Genomic DNA, 14,549 nt, shown 5'->3' with positions numbered 1-14,549 from the left:
GGGCGGATGGGCCTGGACATGCCGGCGGATGATCGGTGCGAGCATCGATGAATCACGTCGGGAGAAACTGGGCCGGATCCACCGGCTGAACTGCGGTGCCTTTGGGCCGATCGGGCCTGGGTGGAAACGCGAAACGAAATGTCGACCCGGGCGCCTGAACGGAGGCAGTCCGGTCAAAGAATAGGACGGGGCAAGACCATGCGGATTGAGCGGCGCCACACCACTTCGGGACAGTCACCTTACGCCGGGATCGATTTCCGGCTGACCACGTCGGAGATCAGGAATCCCGACGGCTCGGTCGTGTTTAAAATGGACGGCGTCGAGGTCCCGACCGAATGGTCGCAGGTCGCCTCCGACGTGCTGGCCCAGAAATATTTCCGCAAAGCCGGTGTTGCCGCGCGCCTGAAGAAGGTCGAGGAAGAGTCCGTCCCCTCCTTCCTGTGGCGCTCCGTGCCCGATACGGAAGCGCTGAGCCTCCTGCCCGAGAAAGAGCGCTATGTCAGCGAGCTCTCGGCCAAGCAGGTATTCGATCGCCTCGCCGGCTGCTGGACCTATTGGGGCTGGAAGGGCAACTACTTCTCCTCCGACGAGGACGCCCAGACTTTCTATGACGAGCTCCGCTACATGCTCGCCATGCAGATGGTCGCGCCGAACTCGCCGCAATGGTTCAACACCGGTCTGCATTGGGCCTATGGCATCGACGGCCCCGGCCAGGGCCACTATTATGTCGACCCCTTCACCGGCAAGCTAACCAAGTCCAAGTCGGCCTACGAGCACCCGCAGCCGCACGCCTGCTTCATCCAGGGCGTCGGTGACGACCTCGTCAACGAGGGCGGCATCATGGACCTCTGGGTCCGCGAAGCCCGCCTGTTCAAGTACGGCTCCGGCACCGGCTCCAACTTCTCGCGCCTGCGCGGCGAAGGTGAAAAGCTGTCCGGCGGCGGCCGCTCGTCCGGTCTGATGAGCTTCCTCAAGATCGGCGACCGCGCTGCCGGCGCGATCAAGTCGGGCGGCACGACGCGTAGAGCCGCCAAGATGGTCGTCGTCGACGTCGATCACCCCGATATCGAGACCTATATCGACTGGAAGGTGAAGGAGGAGCAGAAGGTTGCCGCCCTCGTCACCGGCTCCAAGATCAACCAGAAGCACCTCAAGGCCGTGCTCAAGGCCTGCGTCAACTGCGAAGGCTCGGGCGACGATTGCTTTGATCCCGAGAAGAACCCGGCGCTCCGCCGCGAGATCAAGCTCGCGCGCCGCAGCCTCGTGCCTGACAACTACATCAAGCGCGTGATGCAGTTCGCCAAGCAGGGCTACAAGGACATCCAGTTCGACGTCTATGACACCGACTGGGATTCGGAAGCCTATCTCACGGTCTCCGGCCAGAACTCCAACAACTCGGTCTCGCTGAAGGACGATTTCCTCCGCGCCGTCGAGACCGACGGCGACTGGAACCTGAACGCCCGTACCTCCAAGAAGGTGACCAAGACGCTGAAGGCGCGCGACCTCTGGGAGAAGATCGGCTACGCCGCCTGGGCGTCGGCCGACCCGGGCCTGCACTTCAACACCACCATGAACGACTGGCACACCTGCAAGGCGTCCGGCGACATCCGCGCGTCCAATCCGTGCTCGGAATACATGTTCCTGGACGACACGGCCTGCAACCTCGCCTCGGCCAACCTGCTGACGTTCTACAACACCACCACAAAGCAGTTCGACGTCGCCGGCTACGAGCACCTCTGCCAGCTCTGGACCATCGTGCTCGAAATCTCGGTCATGATGGCGCAGTTCCCGTCGCGCGCGATCGCCGAGCTCTCCTACGAGTTCCGCACGCTCGGCCTCGGCTACGCCAATATCGGCGGCCTCTTGATGACCATGGGCCTGTCGTATGACAGCAAGGAAGGCCGTGCGCTCTGCGGCGCGCTGACCGCCGTGATGACCGGCATCACCTACAAGACCTCCGCTGAGATGGCTGCTGAACTGGGCACCTTCCCCGGTTACAAGAAGAACGCCGCGCACATGCTGCGCGTCATCCGCAACCACCGCCGCGCCGCCCACGGCCAGTCCAACGGCTACGAGGCGCTCAGCGTCAACCCTGTGCCGCTCGACCTCGTCTCCTGCCCGCAGGCTGACATCGTCACGCGTGCGCAGGCGGCCTGGGATGCTGCGCTCGAGCTCGGCGAGAAGCACGGCTATCGCAACGCCCAGACCACGGTGATCGCGCCGACCGGCACGATCGGCCTTGTGATGGACTGCGATACGACGGGCATCGAACCGGACTTCGCGCTCGTAAAATTCAAGAAGCTTGCCGGCGGCGGCTACTTCAAGATCATCAACCGCGCGGTCCCCGCAGCGCTGCGCGCGCTCGGCTACCGCGAGAGCGAGATCGCGGAGATCGAAGCCTACGCCGTCGGCCATGGCTCGCTCTCCAACGCGCCCGGCATCAACGCCTCGACGCTGAAGGCCAAGGGCTTTACCGATGAGGCCATCGCCAAGGTCGAGAAGGCCCTGCCGACCGCCTTCGACATCAAGTTCGCCTTCAACAAGTGGACCTTTGGCGAGGACTTTATCCGCGACCAGCTCGGCATTGGTGCAGAAGCCATTGCCGCGCCGGGCTTCGACCTGCTCCAGGCCGTGGGCTTCACCAAGCGCGAGATCGAGGCGGCCAACGTCCACATCTGCGGCGCGATGACTGTCGAAGGGGCCCCGCATCTGAAGGCGGAACATTACTCCGTGTTCGATTGCGCCAACCCGTGCGGCAAAATCGGCAAGCGCTATCTGTCGGTCGAGAGCCACATCCGCATGATGGCGGCAGCCCAGCCCTTCATCTCGGGTGCGATCTCCAAGACCATCAACATGCCGAACGACGCCACTGTAGAGGACTGCAAGTCCGCCTACATGCTGTCGTGGAAGCTCGCGCTGAAGGCCAACGCGCTCTATCGCGACGGCTCCAAGCTCAGCCAGCCGCTCAACTCGCAGCTCATCAGCGATGACGAGGACGAGGACGATGCGGTGGAGAGCCTCTACGAGAAGCCGATGGCGGCACGCGCCGCCCAGGTCTCGGAAAAGATCGTCGAGAAGCTGGTCGAGCGCATCATCGTGATGCGCGAGCGCGAGAAGATGCCGGATCGCCGCAAGGGCTACACCCAGAAGGCGGTCGTCGGCGGCCACAAGGTGTACTTGCGCACCGGCGAATATGACGACGGCCGTCTCGGCGAGATCTTCATCGACATGCACAAGGAAGGCGCGGCGCTCCGCTCCTTCATCAACAACTTCGCCATCGCGGTGTCGCTCGGCCTCCAATACGGCGTGCCGCTCGACGAATATGTCGACGCCTTCACCTTCACCCGCTTCGAGCCGGCGGGCCCGGTGCAGGGCAACGACAGCATCAAGTACGCGACCTCGATCCTCGACTACGTCTTCCGCGAGCTCGCGGTGAGCTACATGTCGCGCTTCGATCTCGCCCATGTCGACCCGACCGAGTCGAACTTCGACGCGCTCGGCAAAGGCGTGGAAGAAGGCAAGGAGCCGGACGAGGCCCATCACGCCACCAAGCTGGTGTCGCGCGGCCTCACCCGCTCCCGCACCGACAATCTGGTGGTGATGCGCGGCGGCTCGGCCGCGGTCGCCCAGGGTAACGACAGTGCCCCGAGCGGCGGCTCCAAGGTCACCGCGCTTGCCTCCCACGGCGCAAGCGCGCGGGTCGGCGATGTCCTCGAAGGCGCAGTCGCGCTGAAGCAGGAAGTGGCCCACGACCTCTCGCCCACCGAGAAGCTCGAAGCCCTCCAGTGGAGCAAGGCCGGCAGCGCCGCGACGGTCGCGGCTCCCAGCAAGGCCGAGCGCCGCGCGGAAGCCAAGGCCAAGGGCTACGAAGGCGAGATGTGCAGCGAGTGCGGCAACTTCACGCTGGTGCGGAACGGCACCTGCATGAAGTGCGATACTTGCGGCAGCACGACGGGGTGTTCGTGAGGGGGTAGAGCGAGAGGATCGTCATCGCACCCCGGGCTTGCTCGGTGCATCTACGAAGGGCGGCCGTAAGGCCGCCCTTTCATTAAGCACGGAGCATGTGTACAACTATTACGCGCATACTTCATTCCCATTCCATTCCTTTTGACAGAGCATTCATGCCCTCCGATCACGATCCACCTGATGCAGGCGCACTTACAATTCCGCTAGAGAGCCGCGTGCTAGGCGAATTTATCTCGAGTCTGTTGGGCCAATCGCGTTCAATCGAGCGCAGTTTTTTTGACCGAAGATTTGAAATTGATCTCAATTGGCTGCTCAATCTAGACCACATAATCGCCCAGCGGCTTGCCTCACAAAACCAAGCCAGATTGGTTGCGTTCTCTGCAAAGTTCTATTTTGCAAATGGCAAGACCATCACCATCGAGGACCACGAGGCCTTTCGCGCATTTCAAGATCTCTCAAATGAACTCTGTACGGGTCTTGATTTTCGTTGGAACTATCTCATTAAGTTTCCCTTGGCGAAATTGCCTGAAAAGCAAGAAATTCGCTTTCAAGCATTCACGGATAGCAACATCGAAAAGCAAAAGCCTCGAGACTATAAGGAAACGAAGACGTTCGTTTCCGCGGGCGATCGCGATGGATCCCTATCTCTCACGATCAACTTTACTGACGTTACTTGGGGTGAAGATCTCTATAGCCAAATGGTGAGCTACATCGTCGCGAAGACGGAGCCACTGTTCAAGCCCACGCTATGGATGCGTAAATTTAGAGTGACATCACTATTGCCGCTAGCGATGTTAGCTGGCATGAGCGCCTCATTTTGGGGATTGAGTTCCGCGAGCAACGCCTACATTGCGCGCGCCGCGGAACGGCTCGGCGGACTTGATCATCTCAAACTAGAAACACTGAATGATAAGGTTGACCTGCTTGTCGCTCTTGGACTTGCGCGACGACAGATCGATTTATTCCCCTTTGTGGCATTTGCCCGGGGAGCATTGGTAATTGGTATTCTATCAGGCTTTTATTTTCTAGCTGTTGCCGCCAAAGCCAGCTTCATAACGATCAACGACTACTCCTCTCATTACTTGAAGACCTACGGCAAGAATTATGACTTCATAAAATACGGCGTCATCGCCGCACTGCTCGTCGGAATCGCCGGCGGTGTTTTCGCGAACAAGATATACGACGTGACCAAAGATTGGTTTTAAGCCCGTAGGATGGGTTGAGCCCTTGCGAAACCCATCATGCCACCACGACTTGATGGGTTTCGCTACGCTCAACCCATCCTACGCACTGTCGCCATAATCGCAGATCGGTTCCGGCTTCGATGCTCATCTATACCCTGCCGCCGAAATTGCCTTTGCGGTCGAGGCCTTCCCTCCTAAACTCCAGACACCACCGGCATGGGTTCCGACGGGCCCGGTAGAAGCGGAGTCAGATTATGCCCAAACCGGAAAGCTTCCCGATCGAGAAGATCTTCGTTCCCACGAAGCAGAAGAAAGCTATCAAGCCCGAGATCGTCGGGGCGATCGCGGAAAGTATTCTGGACATCGGACAACAGGCCCCCATTTCCGTTCGGCTCGACGGAGACCGCCTCGTTCTGGTCGAGGGACTGCATCGGTTAGAGGCCTGCAAGGCGCTCGGCGAGACAACCATACTCGGTGTCCTGGTCCCGGCCGAGCTTGCCCAGCACAAGCCGCAGCTCGCCGAACGACCCGAAGTCGAGGCAGAGCGCATCAAGATGGCGCGATTGAAACAGCTGCGTCTCGAGAGGGAAGCCGCAGAGGCATCGACGGCTGCCTTGAAGAGCGTCAACGCAACGGAAACGCCGCGCACCCGTCCGACGCAAGGCGTCCGCGGCAATCCGAAGGCATCACCGGGCCGGACTGCGAAATCGACACCGAAAACATTGTCGGACTGGATCACGCAGCAAAAGGGCAGCGGCGGCCGCTATTGATTGCCGGCTCCAAATGAGGTGACAGTGTCGGAGCCTCGATCCGCCCCGCCCCCGCCATAATTTCTCCTTCGCACGCGCGTTGTGTTGGCCGGTGGCGAGGCCTATCCTTGCAGCGATCGGACTGCCGCACTCCCATTGACCCGACTGGATGGAGCGCGCATCGGTGCCTGAAGCGGACGACCCCAAGCCTGATAGCCAAAAGCCTGACGCCCCCAAGGCGGACGAGGGGCGCGCCGATGGCGGGCTGGCGCGGGCCTTTGACCAAATCAAGAGCGCTGAGCAAGACCTGGCGCGGCTGGACCGGCTGGTTTCGGGAATGGAACACGGCAACGATCGCCCGCGGGTCTCGCAGGCAACTGCCGGCGCGAAGGCAACCGAGACTCCCAGGGACAAGGCGCCGCCGCCTGATAGCAAGGTTCGCGCGCAAGGCCTGAAGGGAGATCGGCCCATGCTGCGCGCTTTGGTTATCCTCGTGCTGGCGATCGGCGTTCTCGGTGCGGCCTTCGCTTCGCAATATCGCGATGAGGCCAAATCGATCAGCAAGTCGATCATGGCGCGATGGGCTCCGCCGTCCGCAAGTCAGCCGCCGCAAGCCTCCGCGGTTGAAAGTCCGGCGCAGCCTCCGGCCGTGCTGCTGGCTGCGGCGGATCAGCCTGCTCCGGTGCCCGCGCCGCCGGTCGGCAAGGAAACGGAGAGCGCTCCAAAATTTGAAGTTCAGAGACCTGACGCACCAAGACCTGACGCTCCAAAACCTGCCGCCGCAGCGCCTGACCAGTCGTCGTCCGATCTCGCGCAATCGCTCAAGACCATCACAGGCGAGCTTGCGAGCCTCAACGGAAAGCTCGAGCAACTCAAAAGCCGCAACGAGCAGACGCTGCGCGAGCAGGCCGACACCATTCAACAACTCAAGGCGGCGCAGGAGAAAGATGCGGCGGACAATGCGCGCCTCGCCGCACAGGTCCAGGCGCTGCAAACACAACTGACGACTTCATCCTCATCTGCACCCACAAAACCCGCCGTGCGGAGCGTGGTGAACAACGAGACGGCTGCCCCTGCGCGGCCGCACGTGCAAGCGGCGGCCCCCCGGCGGCCCAGGCCGCCACCGCGAGGACCCTGGATGCCGCCGCCCTATATGGACCCTTACGGCGATCCGGATTGGTAGGCCCGCGGGGCGGATAAGCTGACGGCGCGGCTCCCCGCTCTCCGCGCGATGCTGCACAAGACCCATGTCAAGGAAAAGCAGGAGCCTCTTCCCTCGCCTACGCAGCGTACGGCGGGGTACGCGATGGGTGCGAAAGACCTTCGCACGTGCACCGCGGGTGGTTCGGATCGCGAGCATCGCGACGCTCCTCCTCGCAACCATCGCACTTCTAAATCTCGCCTATCACGTCATCCGCAAGCCCACCGAGCTGTTCGTCTTCGTCGGCAACTCCCTCGACAAGGACCCCGCCGAGAACTGGCGCCAATACGGCCCGCACTTCCGCGCCTTCTCCACCGCGACGATCACGCCCGAATTGCTGGCAGCCCTTGCGCAGGTCGAGAGTTCTGGCAACCCGGTGGCGCGCACCTATTGGCGCTGGCGATGGAGCTTTAATCCGCTCGCGATCTACCGGCCCGCCTCCTCTGCCGTCGGCCTCTACCAGATGACCGATCCGGCCCTCAGCGAGGCCGCGCGATTCTGTGTCCGCGGCAATGTGGTGACCGATACCGGCTGCGGGTTTACGAGCCTCTACACCCGCGCGATCCCGAGCCACGCCATTGAGCTCGCATCGGTGTATCTGGATCGCCAGGTGGCGGACGTTCTGGCCCGCGCCGGCGATGTGAAGGCCACCGCGCAGCAAAAGCAGGATCTCGCCGCCTTCATCCATCTCTGCGGCGGAGGTCCCGCCACCGCCTATGCGCGCCGCCACTTTCAGATGATCGTCACCGAGCGCTGTGGCGATCATCTCGTTGCGAGCTATGTCGCGAAGGTCAACGCGATGAAGCGGCAGTTTCAGCGCCTTGCGGCGGATGACGACAATTAACGCCGTATCCGGAACGCCCGGCTACCTCGCCACGCCGACCACCGCCGCCGCCATCTTCCTGTTGCCCTCGACGCTCAAATGACGCCCGTCGGGACCGACGCTGCCCGGTTGCCGCCAAACCGACATGTAGGTACCCCAGACGTCGACGACCCGGATGCCCCGTGCCTTCAACTGGCTCTTGATGGCCGCGATGTTCTCCATGGCTTTGACCGGAGACATATTGTGCCTGACGTCGTTGGCGGGATTGTCGCAGAGGATGACGAGCTTCGTCCCTGCCGGCACGGCGGTCGGGACACGCGCGAGTGTCGCATCGGTGGTCTCTCCCCACACGCCGGCATTGGCGACATGAACCTGAGACCCCTTGGCGCGCAGCAATCCCTCCAGCAGAGCGGGCCACATCTCGGATTCGGCGACGTTGCCGTGGACCGCGCTATGGCCAAGCGCCACGATCTGCGCGGACGCAGGACTGACCGAGGCGACGACGACGGCGGCAACGGCAAGGAAGAACATTCGGATAGTCGAACAATTCATGGCGCTCTCCAAATATTTTTCAAAATCGCTCACACCGGGCCGAATGGGTGCCCTGTCGAAATCGCCGCCAATGTTCGCTATTCCGTCTGCGTTTGGCAACTCTGCATTCCGGATGGTCCGTAGGATGGGTTGCTCCCTACTTCCCCTTCTCTTCGCTCCCGACCAGCGCATCGCGCAGCTTCTGCACCTGCTTGTTCAGCGCGACCAGCTCGGGGACCTTCAGGCCCGAATGGGCGAGCAGCGCGTCGGTGAGGCAGGCGACGTGGCCGCGCAGCTTGCGGCCCTTCTCGGTGAGACGGACCTGCACCTGGCGCTCGTCCTCGCGATTGCGCTCGCGCGAGACGAAGTGCGCCGCCTCGAGACGCTTCACCAGCGGTGTGATGGTCGAGGACTCCAGCGCGAGGCGCTCGGCGATGGCCGAGATGGTCTGGCCATCCTCCTCCCACAGCGTCGAGAGCACGAGATATTGCGGATAGGTCAGCCCCATCTCGTCCAGCATCGGCTTGTAGAGGCGATTGATCGCAATCGTCGTCGAATAGACCGAGAAGCACAGGTGCGCATCGAGCGGCAGCGGGTCGCGGGTCTGGGCGGGCATGGCAAAATCTCCTTCCGGGTCCTACACTTACCACAATAAACAATATCGTGATAATCTTTTTCTGGACAAGAAGCCGACCTCGAACTAGAAATTACTTATCGCGATAATCAATATCGTGAAAACAAACAAAGGAACATCCCATGACCAACAAGCTTCTCGCCGCCGCAGCAGCCTCCCTGGCGCTGGCCGGCGCCCCCGCGCTGGCCGCCACCCCCGCCCCCGTCAAGTCGATCGTGCTGGTGCACGGCGGCTTCGTCGACGGCTCCGGCTGGGAGGGCGTCTACAAGATCCTTTCCAAGGACGGCTACAAGGTGAGCATCGTCCAGAACCCCACCAACTCGCTTCCCGACGACGTCGCGGTGACCAAGCGCGCGATCGCGGCCGCCGACGGCAAGGTGATCCTGGTCGGCCACTCCTATGGCGGCGTGGTGGTGTCGGAAGCCGGCACCGACCCGAAGGTCGCGGGCCTCGTCTATGTCGCCGCCTTCGCGCCTGACAAGGGCGAGTCCGTCAACGCGCTGATCGCCAACCCGCCTCCCGGCGCAGCCGTTCCGCCGATCCTGCCGCCGAAGGACGGCTATCTGTTCCTCGACAGCACCAAGTTCGCGGCCTCCTTCGCCGCCGACGTGAAGCCTGAGGTGGCGCAGTTCATGGCGGCATCGCAAGTGCCGTGGGGCGTCGCCGCGCTGCAGGGCGCCGTCACTGAGCCGGCCTGGAAGGTGAAGCCGAGCTGGTATCTCGTCGCCAAGGACGACCACATGATCCCGCCGCCCGCCCAGCGCCAGATGGCAGCGCGCGCCGGCGCCAAGGTTGAGGAAGTCGCCGGCAGCCACGCCGTCTACGTCTCGAAGCCGGCGGCCGTCGCCGCAATCATCGAGAAGGCCGCGCGCGGCGCCGCCGAGTGATCGTAACCGCGTATCGTGTCCGACGCGAAAAAAGGCCCGGCGAAGAGCCGGGCCTTTGGTCGTCAGCTACTTCTGCTGCTGGCTCTTGGCATGAGCCCCCTGCTTCAGACCATCGCTTCCGTATCCGGCACTGAACTCTTTCCGCCGTCCGAGCCTCGCTGCCGGCTGCCGGCCGCAAAGATGTCGTGCACCAGCCCGAGCTTCCCAAGGCCCAAAATGATCAGGCCATTGATGTCGATCTCGTACCAGGCGTGCGAGAGGTAGGCGTCGCGCGGAAAGCGGTGATGGTTGTTGTGCAGCCCTTCACCGAAGGTGAGGATCGTGGTCACCAGCTCGTTGGTCGTGCCGTCGTTGAGCTCATAGCGGCGGTAGCCGTAGCGGCCGTCGCTATGGCAGACCGAGTTGACCAGCGAGGTAGCCATGGTCATGAGGTAGCTGCGGAACAGGCCGGAGAACAACACGCAGCCGATCATCGTGTGCACGCCGCCGAACGCGTAGCCGATGACGGCGGGAATGATGATCGCCGACAGCGCGTACCAGTACCAGCGCGTCCTGGTGAAGAACATGGCGATCGGGTCGGCCAGAATATCCCTGGCGTAGTATTCGGCATCGGTGGTCGCCTGGTCCCACACCCAGCCGCCTTGCGCATGCCCCATCCCCTTGGCGAAGCCTTCGATGCGGTTGCCGAAGCCGTCATAATAGGGGCTGTGGACGTCGCCGGGCTTGTCGGAGTGAAGATGGTGCCGGCGATGATTGCTCACCCATTTCAGGATGGAGCCCTGCACCGCCATCGTGGCGATCGCAGCGAGGATCGTCCGCATCACCGGACCGCAGCGGTAGCTGCGGTGCACGAAGTAGCGATGCATGAAGCCGATGCCCATCGTGGTCAGTACAAACATGCCGGCGAAGACTAAAACCTCCACCCGGCCGATGCCTTGCCAGAAGGCCCAGACCAGCGCGCCGATCGAGCCCAAAATCATCATGGCGAACGAGATGTAGGAATCGCGAAACTTTGCGTCGACCACCGGGCCTTCGACCAGCACGCCGGGTGGCATTTTCGGCGGCAGTTCCCGGTCGGCACCGTGCTCCGGAACCACGCCCTCAATTGCAGTCATTGCAGTCGATCCAATGATGGAAAACCAGCCGTTCTGCAACGCAGGGTACAGACGCCGGTTATCTTGGGCAACCCGTGGAAGCGCGGCGCGGCCATCACGTCGCCGCAAGCTGTCTTGGGGGTTAACGCGAGGGGACGGCAATCTCGGTGCTGTAGGGTGGGCAAAGCGAAAGTGTGCCCACCACATCTATCTGACGGGCACGGCGCTTTGCGCCCTTGCCCACCCTACGAGACTGTTCGCGCGGCGCCTGTCGGTGGCCTACCACCAATACGGCCAGCGCCAGCCTTCGTAACGAACGTATGACGGCACAATCGGCGGGCCGTAGGGATCGACGCGGTCGTCTTCGGGGCGATAACGATAGCGTGGAACAACATTGTAATCCCACGGCGTCGGCCTGAGCACGGGCGCCGTGACGATGAGCCTCTCCTGTGGCGCGCGAACGACGACGGCCTTCCGCGCCTTGGCCTCAGCACCTGACATCCCGAGGCTGCACAGCACCACGGCCGTTCCGAGCGCACACGCGACAGTCTTGATCTTCATGCGTTGGTCTCCTTGCCCGGCAAGAGTGCAAAAGGACGCAAAGCAAGGCAAGCACATTTCGATCACGACTTGGTAGCCGGCGTAGCCCGGATGGAGCGCAGCGCAATCCAGGGCCAGTGTGCCTTGTGGCAACATCCCGGATTTCGCTTCGCTCCATCCGGGCTACGGGCCCACGTCACGAAGCAGCCCGCCTACCCCGCCCGTTGCGGCGCGTTGATATCCTTCAGGCTGGCATCGCCCTGATGGACGGCAAGAATGTTGATGCCGAGCCCAAACGGCTTGTAGCCGTTGTCGGCGAGCCACCGCTCGAGTTGCGGGATATCGGTCTTGATCTTTTCGATCAGCAGCACCGGGTGACACTTGTTGATGGTGTCCCGGGCGCCGCTGAGGGCCTCCATCTCCATGCCCTCGATATCGATCTTGATGAAATCGACGCGCGGCAGATTGAGCTCGTCCAGCGTCATCTTCCGGACCAGAACGGTGTTGCCGGTGTAGTCGATCTGCTGGCCGATGAATTCGTTGTTCGGACGCTGCTGCAATTCCAGGCTGCCGAAGCTGGACGGCGTAAAATAGTCCGGATTCGGAATTTGCAGCGTGCCGGCTTCGGAGGACACGGCCGCGTGCACCGCGAGCGCATTGAAGCAATTGTTGATGGCGATGTTGCCGGCCAGCGCATAGTAGATCCGCTCCTGCGCCTCGATCGCGATCACCGAGCCCCAGCCCGTCATCGCCGAGGCCCATTCGATCGAGTGCACGCCGATATTCGCGCCGCAATCGATCGCAATCACGCCGTCACCATGATGCTTGCGTCGCAAGGCCAGCAGCTCGAGCGCGATCTTGACTTCGCCGGGATCGAACGCGGCCGCGTTGAGGATTTGATACCCCACGCCGTAGCCGCGATCAGGGGCGACCATGCGATAATCGAACCGATTGACGATCATCGTTCCATGGCTGGACGAGGCCATGACAAAGGCCAGCTTTTGCCCCGCGATCGGCATTGCAGAATCTCCCCCTCAGAGTAAACGCCTCTATCCCAACGCCAGCTTACGCGGAGCTTGCCCGGACATCAGCCAAGCGTGTAGCCCGGATGGAGCGAAGCGAAATCCGGGGTCCTGCCCCAAGCCCGACCGGCCCCGGATTGCGCTTCGCTCCATCCGGGCTACGGACTGCGAGTCACCGATGCATTATGGCATCATGCTCCTGATTTGCCCGACGGATCAAGCAAGCAGGATCACCTCATGACCACCCTCCTCCGTATCGCCGCCTTCTCCGACGGCAACACAGGCGGCAATCCCGCCGGGGTCTGGATCGGCGATGCCTTGCCGGATGCCGCAGCGATGCAGGCGGTCGCGGCTGACGTCGGCTTTTCCGAGACCGCCTTTGCCGCGCCCGAGGGCGAGGCCTGGCGCGTGCGTTATTTTTCGCCGGCGATGGAGGTGCCCTTCTGCGGCCACGCCACCATCGCGCTCGGCGCGGCGCTCGCGCATCGCTACGGCGATCGTACGTTCGAGCTGCATCTGAACGACGCCGTCATTTCGGTGTCGGGCGAGCGCGACGGCGACACCATGGCAGCCGCGCTGCAATCGCCACCGACGCGCAGCGCGCCGCTCGATGCGTCGCTGCGGGATGCGTTGCTGGACCTGTTCGGCTACGCGAGCGGCGATCTCGATCCAAAGCTTCTCCCGGCGAAAATTCACGGCGGCGCCGATCATGCCCTGCTGGCGTTGCGATCGCGCGAGGCGCTCGCGCGCATGAATTATGAGTTCGAACGGGGCCGCGCCCTGATGGAGCAAGCCGGTCTGGTCACCATTGCGCTGGTGACGGTGGAGACGCCGCGCCTGTTTCATGTTCGCAATGCCTTTGCCGCCGGCGGCGTGGTCGAGGATCCCGCAACGGGCGCGGCCGCCGCCGCATTCGCGGGTTACTTGCGCGACATCGGCTGGCCGCATGGCGGTGCCATCGACATCGTCCAGGGCGAAGACATGGGCGCGCGCTCGCTGATCCGCGCGGAGATCGGCGAGACCAAGGGCAGCTCGATCCGGGTGTCGGGGACGGCGCGGTTCATGGACGGCTGCGTCAAAACCGACTAGCGATCCAGCAGCCCCGACAACGCGATCAGGGCGGCGAGGACGAGGTCAATTCGAACGCTGCGCGACATCACTCTGACCTCGCCTTCGCTTCGGTGACTTGATAAGCGTAGGTCGGCGCGCGCGGAGGACAATTGATCTGCGTCAAGTGGCCGGCGCGATGCTCATAGAAGGAGATGCAGTGCAATCTCCGGGAGGGATCACCATGAACGGCAATCGGTATTATGGCGTCCGCGTCGAGGGCGCGAAATACGGCGTGGGCTTCGGCTCGGCGCTCGCCATCGCGATCTCCTACACCGACAACCACTCGATCCCATGGGCGATCATCCACGGGATCCTGGGTTGGCTCTACGTGATCTTCGTCGCGTTGTTTCGCTGACGCCCCGCCACTGTCCCTGCTTAGCTTAGAGATCGAGACCCATCATGACCGACGCCACCAAATGCCCCTCCTGCCAGTCGGAGCATGCCTATCAGGATCGCGGCCTCTGGATCTGCCCGGAATGCGCCCATGAATGGAGCGCTGCGGGCGATGCGGCCGCGCAAGCTCCGCAGGAGGCCGGCGTGCGCGATGCCCATGGCAATGTGCTCACTGACGGCGACAGCGTCATCGTGATGAAGGACCTCAAGGTCAAGGGCTCCTCGTCGGTCGTCAAGGGCGGCACCAAGGTTCGCAATATCCGTCTCCAGGATGCGACCGACGGCCACAACATCGCCTGCAAGATCGACGGCATCGGCGCCATGAACCTGAAGTCGGAGTTTGTGAAGAAGGCATGATTTGCCGGGCGAATGCGGGTCGAACGGACGACGCCTGTGCCGATCCGCGCAACCGCCC

At 62.7% G+C, this 14,549-nt stretch carries 14 protein-coding genes; 9 read left to right on the top strand and 5 right to left on the bottom strand.

From position 1 onward, the window contains the following. Positions 1-198 precede the first annotated feature (198 nt). From ACLFLU_RS20720 to ACLFLU_RS20700, 5 genes are all read left to right on the top strand, one after another. On the top strand, positions 199-3,966 hold the full coding sequence (locus tag ACLFLU_RS20720; protein WP_426406737.1) for a vitamin B12-dependent ribonucleotide reductase: 3,768 nt from the start codon (positions 199-201) through the stop codon (positions 3,964-3,966). Positions 3,967-4,121: 155 nt separating this feature from the next. Then, positions 4,122-5,171, top strand: a complete 1,050-nt coding sequence (locus tag ACLFLU_RS20715) for a hypothetical protein (RefSeq protein WP_426406736.1) — start codon at positions 4,122-4,124, stop codon at positions 5,169-5,171. Positions 5,172-5,404: 233 nt separating this feature from the next. Further along, the gene (locus ACLFLU_RS20710; RefSeq protein WP_426406735.1) at positions 5,405-5,920 is read left to right on the top strand and encodes a ParB N-terminal domain-containing protein; all 516 of its coding nucleotides are present in this window, start codon (positions 5,405-5,407) and stop codon (positions 5,918-5,920) included. 148 nt (positions 5,921-6,068) lie between these two features. Continuing rightward, a complete protein-coding gene (locus ACLFLU_RS20705) occupies positions 6,069-7,082 on the top strand; it encodes a hypothetical protein (protein WP_426406734.1) in 1,014 nt (337 codons plus the stop codon). A 64-nt stretch (positions 7,083-7,146) separates the two neighbouring features. Continuing rightward, a complete protein-coding gene (locus tag ACLFLU_RS20700; protein WP_426406733.1) occupies positions 7,147-7,944 on the top strand; it encodes a transglycosylase SLT domain-containing protein in 798 nt (265 codons plus the stop codon). Positions 7,945-7,965: 21 nt separating this feature from the next. On the opposite strand, the gene ACLFLU_RS20695 is transcribed toward ACLFLU_RS20700, so the two are convergent. After that, positions 7,966-8,475: a GDSL-type esterase/lipase family protein gene (locus ACLFLU_RS20695; protein WP_426406732.1), complete on the bottom strand. Its 510-nt coding sequence runs from the start codon at positions 8,473-8,475 to the stop codon at positions 7,966-7,968. Between the two features lie 136 nt (positions 8,476-8,611). Then, a complete protein-coding gene (locus ACLFLU_RS20690) occupies positions 8,612-9,070 on the bottom strand; it encodes a MarR family winged helix-turn-helix transcriptional regulator (RefSeq protein ID WP_426406731.1) in 459 nt (152 codons plus the stop codon). Positions 9,071-9,210: 140 nt separating this feature from the next. On the opposite strand from ACLFLU_RS20690, the gene ACLFLU_RS20685 reads away from it, so the two are divergent. Then, entirely contained in the window at positions 9,211-9,975 is a 765-nt protein-coding gene (locus ACLFLU_RS20685; RefSeq protein WP_426406730.1) for an alpha/beta fold hydrolase, read from the top strand. A gap of 104 nt (positions 9,976-10,079) precedes the next feature. Here ACLFLU_RS20685 and ACLFLU_RS20680 read toward each other — a convergent pair whose 3' ends face one another. From ACLFLU_RS20680 to ACLFLU_RS20670, 3 genes are all read right to left on the bottom strand, one after another. Beyond that, positions 10,080-11,090, bottom strand: coding sequence for an acyl-CoA desaturase (locus ACLFLU_RS20680; protein WP_426406729.1), 1,011 nt, complete (start codon positions 11,088-11,090; stop codon positions 10,080-10,082). A gap of 258 nt (positions 11,091-11,348) precedes the next feature. After that, positions 11,349-11,630 (bottom strand): hypothetical protein, encoded by a 282-nt coding sequence (locus ACLFLU_RS20675; RefSeq protein ID WP_426406728.1) that lies wholly within the window; start codon positions 11,628-11,630, stop codon positions 11,349-11,351. Between the two features lie 191 nt (positions 11,631-11,821). Beyond that, positions 11,822-12,628, bottom strand: a complete 807-nt coding sequence (locus ACLFLU_RS20670; protein ID WP_426406727.1) for an FkbM family methyltransferase — start codon at positions 12,626-12,628, stop codon at positions 11,822-11,824. A 240-nt stretch (positions 12,629-12,868) separates the two neighbouring features. Between ACLFLU_RS20670 and ACLFLU_RS20665 the strand changes: the two genes are divergently transcribed. The 3 genes from ACLFLU_RS20665 to ACLFLU_RS20655 all read left to right on the top strand — a co-directional run bounded on the left by ACLFLU_RS20665 (position 12,869) and on the right by ACLFLU_RS20655 (position 14,491). Continuing rightward, positions 12,869-13,720: a PhzF family phenazine biosynthesis protein gene (locus tag ACLFLU_RS20665; protein WP_426406726.1), complete on the top strand. Its 852-nt coding sequence runs from the start codon at positions 12,869-12,871 to the stop codon at positions 13,718-13,720. A 202-nt stretch (positions 13,721-13,922) separates the two neighbouring features. Then, a complete protein-coding gene (locus tag ACLFLU_RS20660) occupies positions 13,923-14,096 on the top strand; it encodes a hypothetical protein (protein ID WP_426406725.1) in 174 nt (57 codons plus the stop codon). A gap of 44 nt (positions 14,097-14,140) precedes the next feature. Further along, positions 14,141-14,491: a zinc ribbon domain-containing protein YjdM gene (locus ACLFLU_RS20655; protein ID WP_426406724.1), complete on the top strand. Its 351-nt coding sequence runs from the start codon at positions 14,141-14,143 to the stop codon at positions 14,489-14,491. Positions 14,492-14,549: the final 58 nt, after the last annotated feature.

The organism is Bradyrhizobium ganzhouense (assembly GCF_049949285.1).
Classification (GTDB): domain Bacteria; phylum Pseudomonadota; class Alphaproteobacteria; order Rhizobiales; family Xanthobacteraceae; genus Bradyrhizobium; species Bradyrhizobium ganzhouense.
The sequence above is the reverse complement of the archived record's forward strand: the minus strand, read 5'-3'. Positions and strand labels throughout refer to the sequence as shown.

Excerpts from the sequence above, each read along its gene's own strand:
- ACLFLU_RS20660 (WP_426406725.1), top strand. The coding sequence starts at position 13,923 with ATGAACGGCAATCGGTATTATGGCGTCCGCGTCGAGGGCGCGAAATAC.
- ACLFLU_RS20685 (WP_426406730.1), top strand. The coding sequence starts at position 9,211 with ATGACCAACAAGCTTCTCGCCGCCGCAGCAGCCTCCCTGGCGCTGGCC.
- ACLFLU_RS20715 (WP_426406736.1), top strand. The coding sequence starts at position 4,122 with ATGCCCTCCGATCACGATCCACCTGATGCAGGCGCACTTACAATTCCG.
- ACLFLU_RS20670 (WP_426406727.1), bottom strand. The coding sequence starts at position 12,628 with ATGCCGATCGCGGGGCAAAAGCTGGCCTTTGTCATGGCCTCGTCCAGC.
- ACLFLU_RS20690 (WP_426406731.1), bottom strand. The coding sequence starts at position 9,070 with ATGCCCGCCCAGACCCGCGACCCGCTGCCGCTCGATGCGCACCTGTGC.
- ACLFLU_RS20695 (WP_426406732.1), bottom strand. The coding sequence starts at position 8,475 with ATGAATTGTTCGACTATCCGAATGTTCTTCCTTGCCGTTGCCGCCGTC.
- ACLFLU_RS20665 (WP_426406726.1), top strand. The coding sequence starts at position 12,869 with ATGACCACCCTCCTCCGTATCGCCGCCTTCTCCGACGGCAACACAGGC.
- ACLFLU_RS20680 (WP_426406729.1), bottom strand. The coding sequence starts at position 11,090 with ATGACTGCAATTGAGGGCGTGGTTCCGGAGCACGGTGCCGACCGGGAA.
- ACLFLU_RS20675 (WP_426406728.1), bottom strand. The coding sequence starts at position 11,630 with ATGAAGATCAAGACTGTCGCGTGTGCGCTCGGAACGGCCGTGGTGCTG.
- ACLFLU_RS20710 (WP_426406735.1), top strand. The coding sequence starts at position 5,405 with ATGCCCAAACCGGAAAGCTTCCCGATCGAGAAGATCTTCGTTCCCACG.
- ACLFLU_RS20700 (WP_426406733.1), top strand. The coding sequence starts at position 7,147 with ATGTCAAGGAAAAGCAGGAGCCTCTTCCCTCGCCTACGCAGCGTACGG.
- ACLFLU_RS20655 (WP_426406724.1), top strand. The coding sequence starts at position 14,141 with ATGACCGACGCCACCAAATGCCCCTCCTGCCAGTCGGAGCATGCCTAT.
- ACLFLU_RS20705 (WP_426406734.1), top strand. The coding sequence starts at position 6,069 with ATGGAGCGCGCATCGGTGCCTGAAGCGGACGACCCCAAGCCTGATAGC.
- ACLFLU_RS20720 (WP_426406737.1), top strand. The coding sequence starts at position 199 with ATGCGGATTGAGCGGCGCCACACCACTTCGGGACAGTCACCTTACGCC.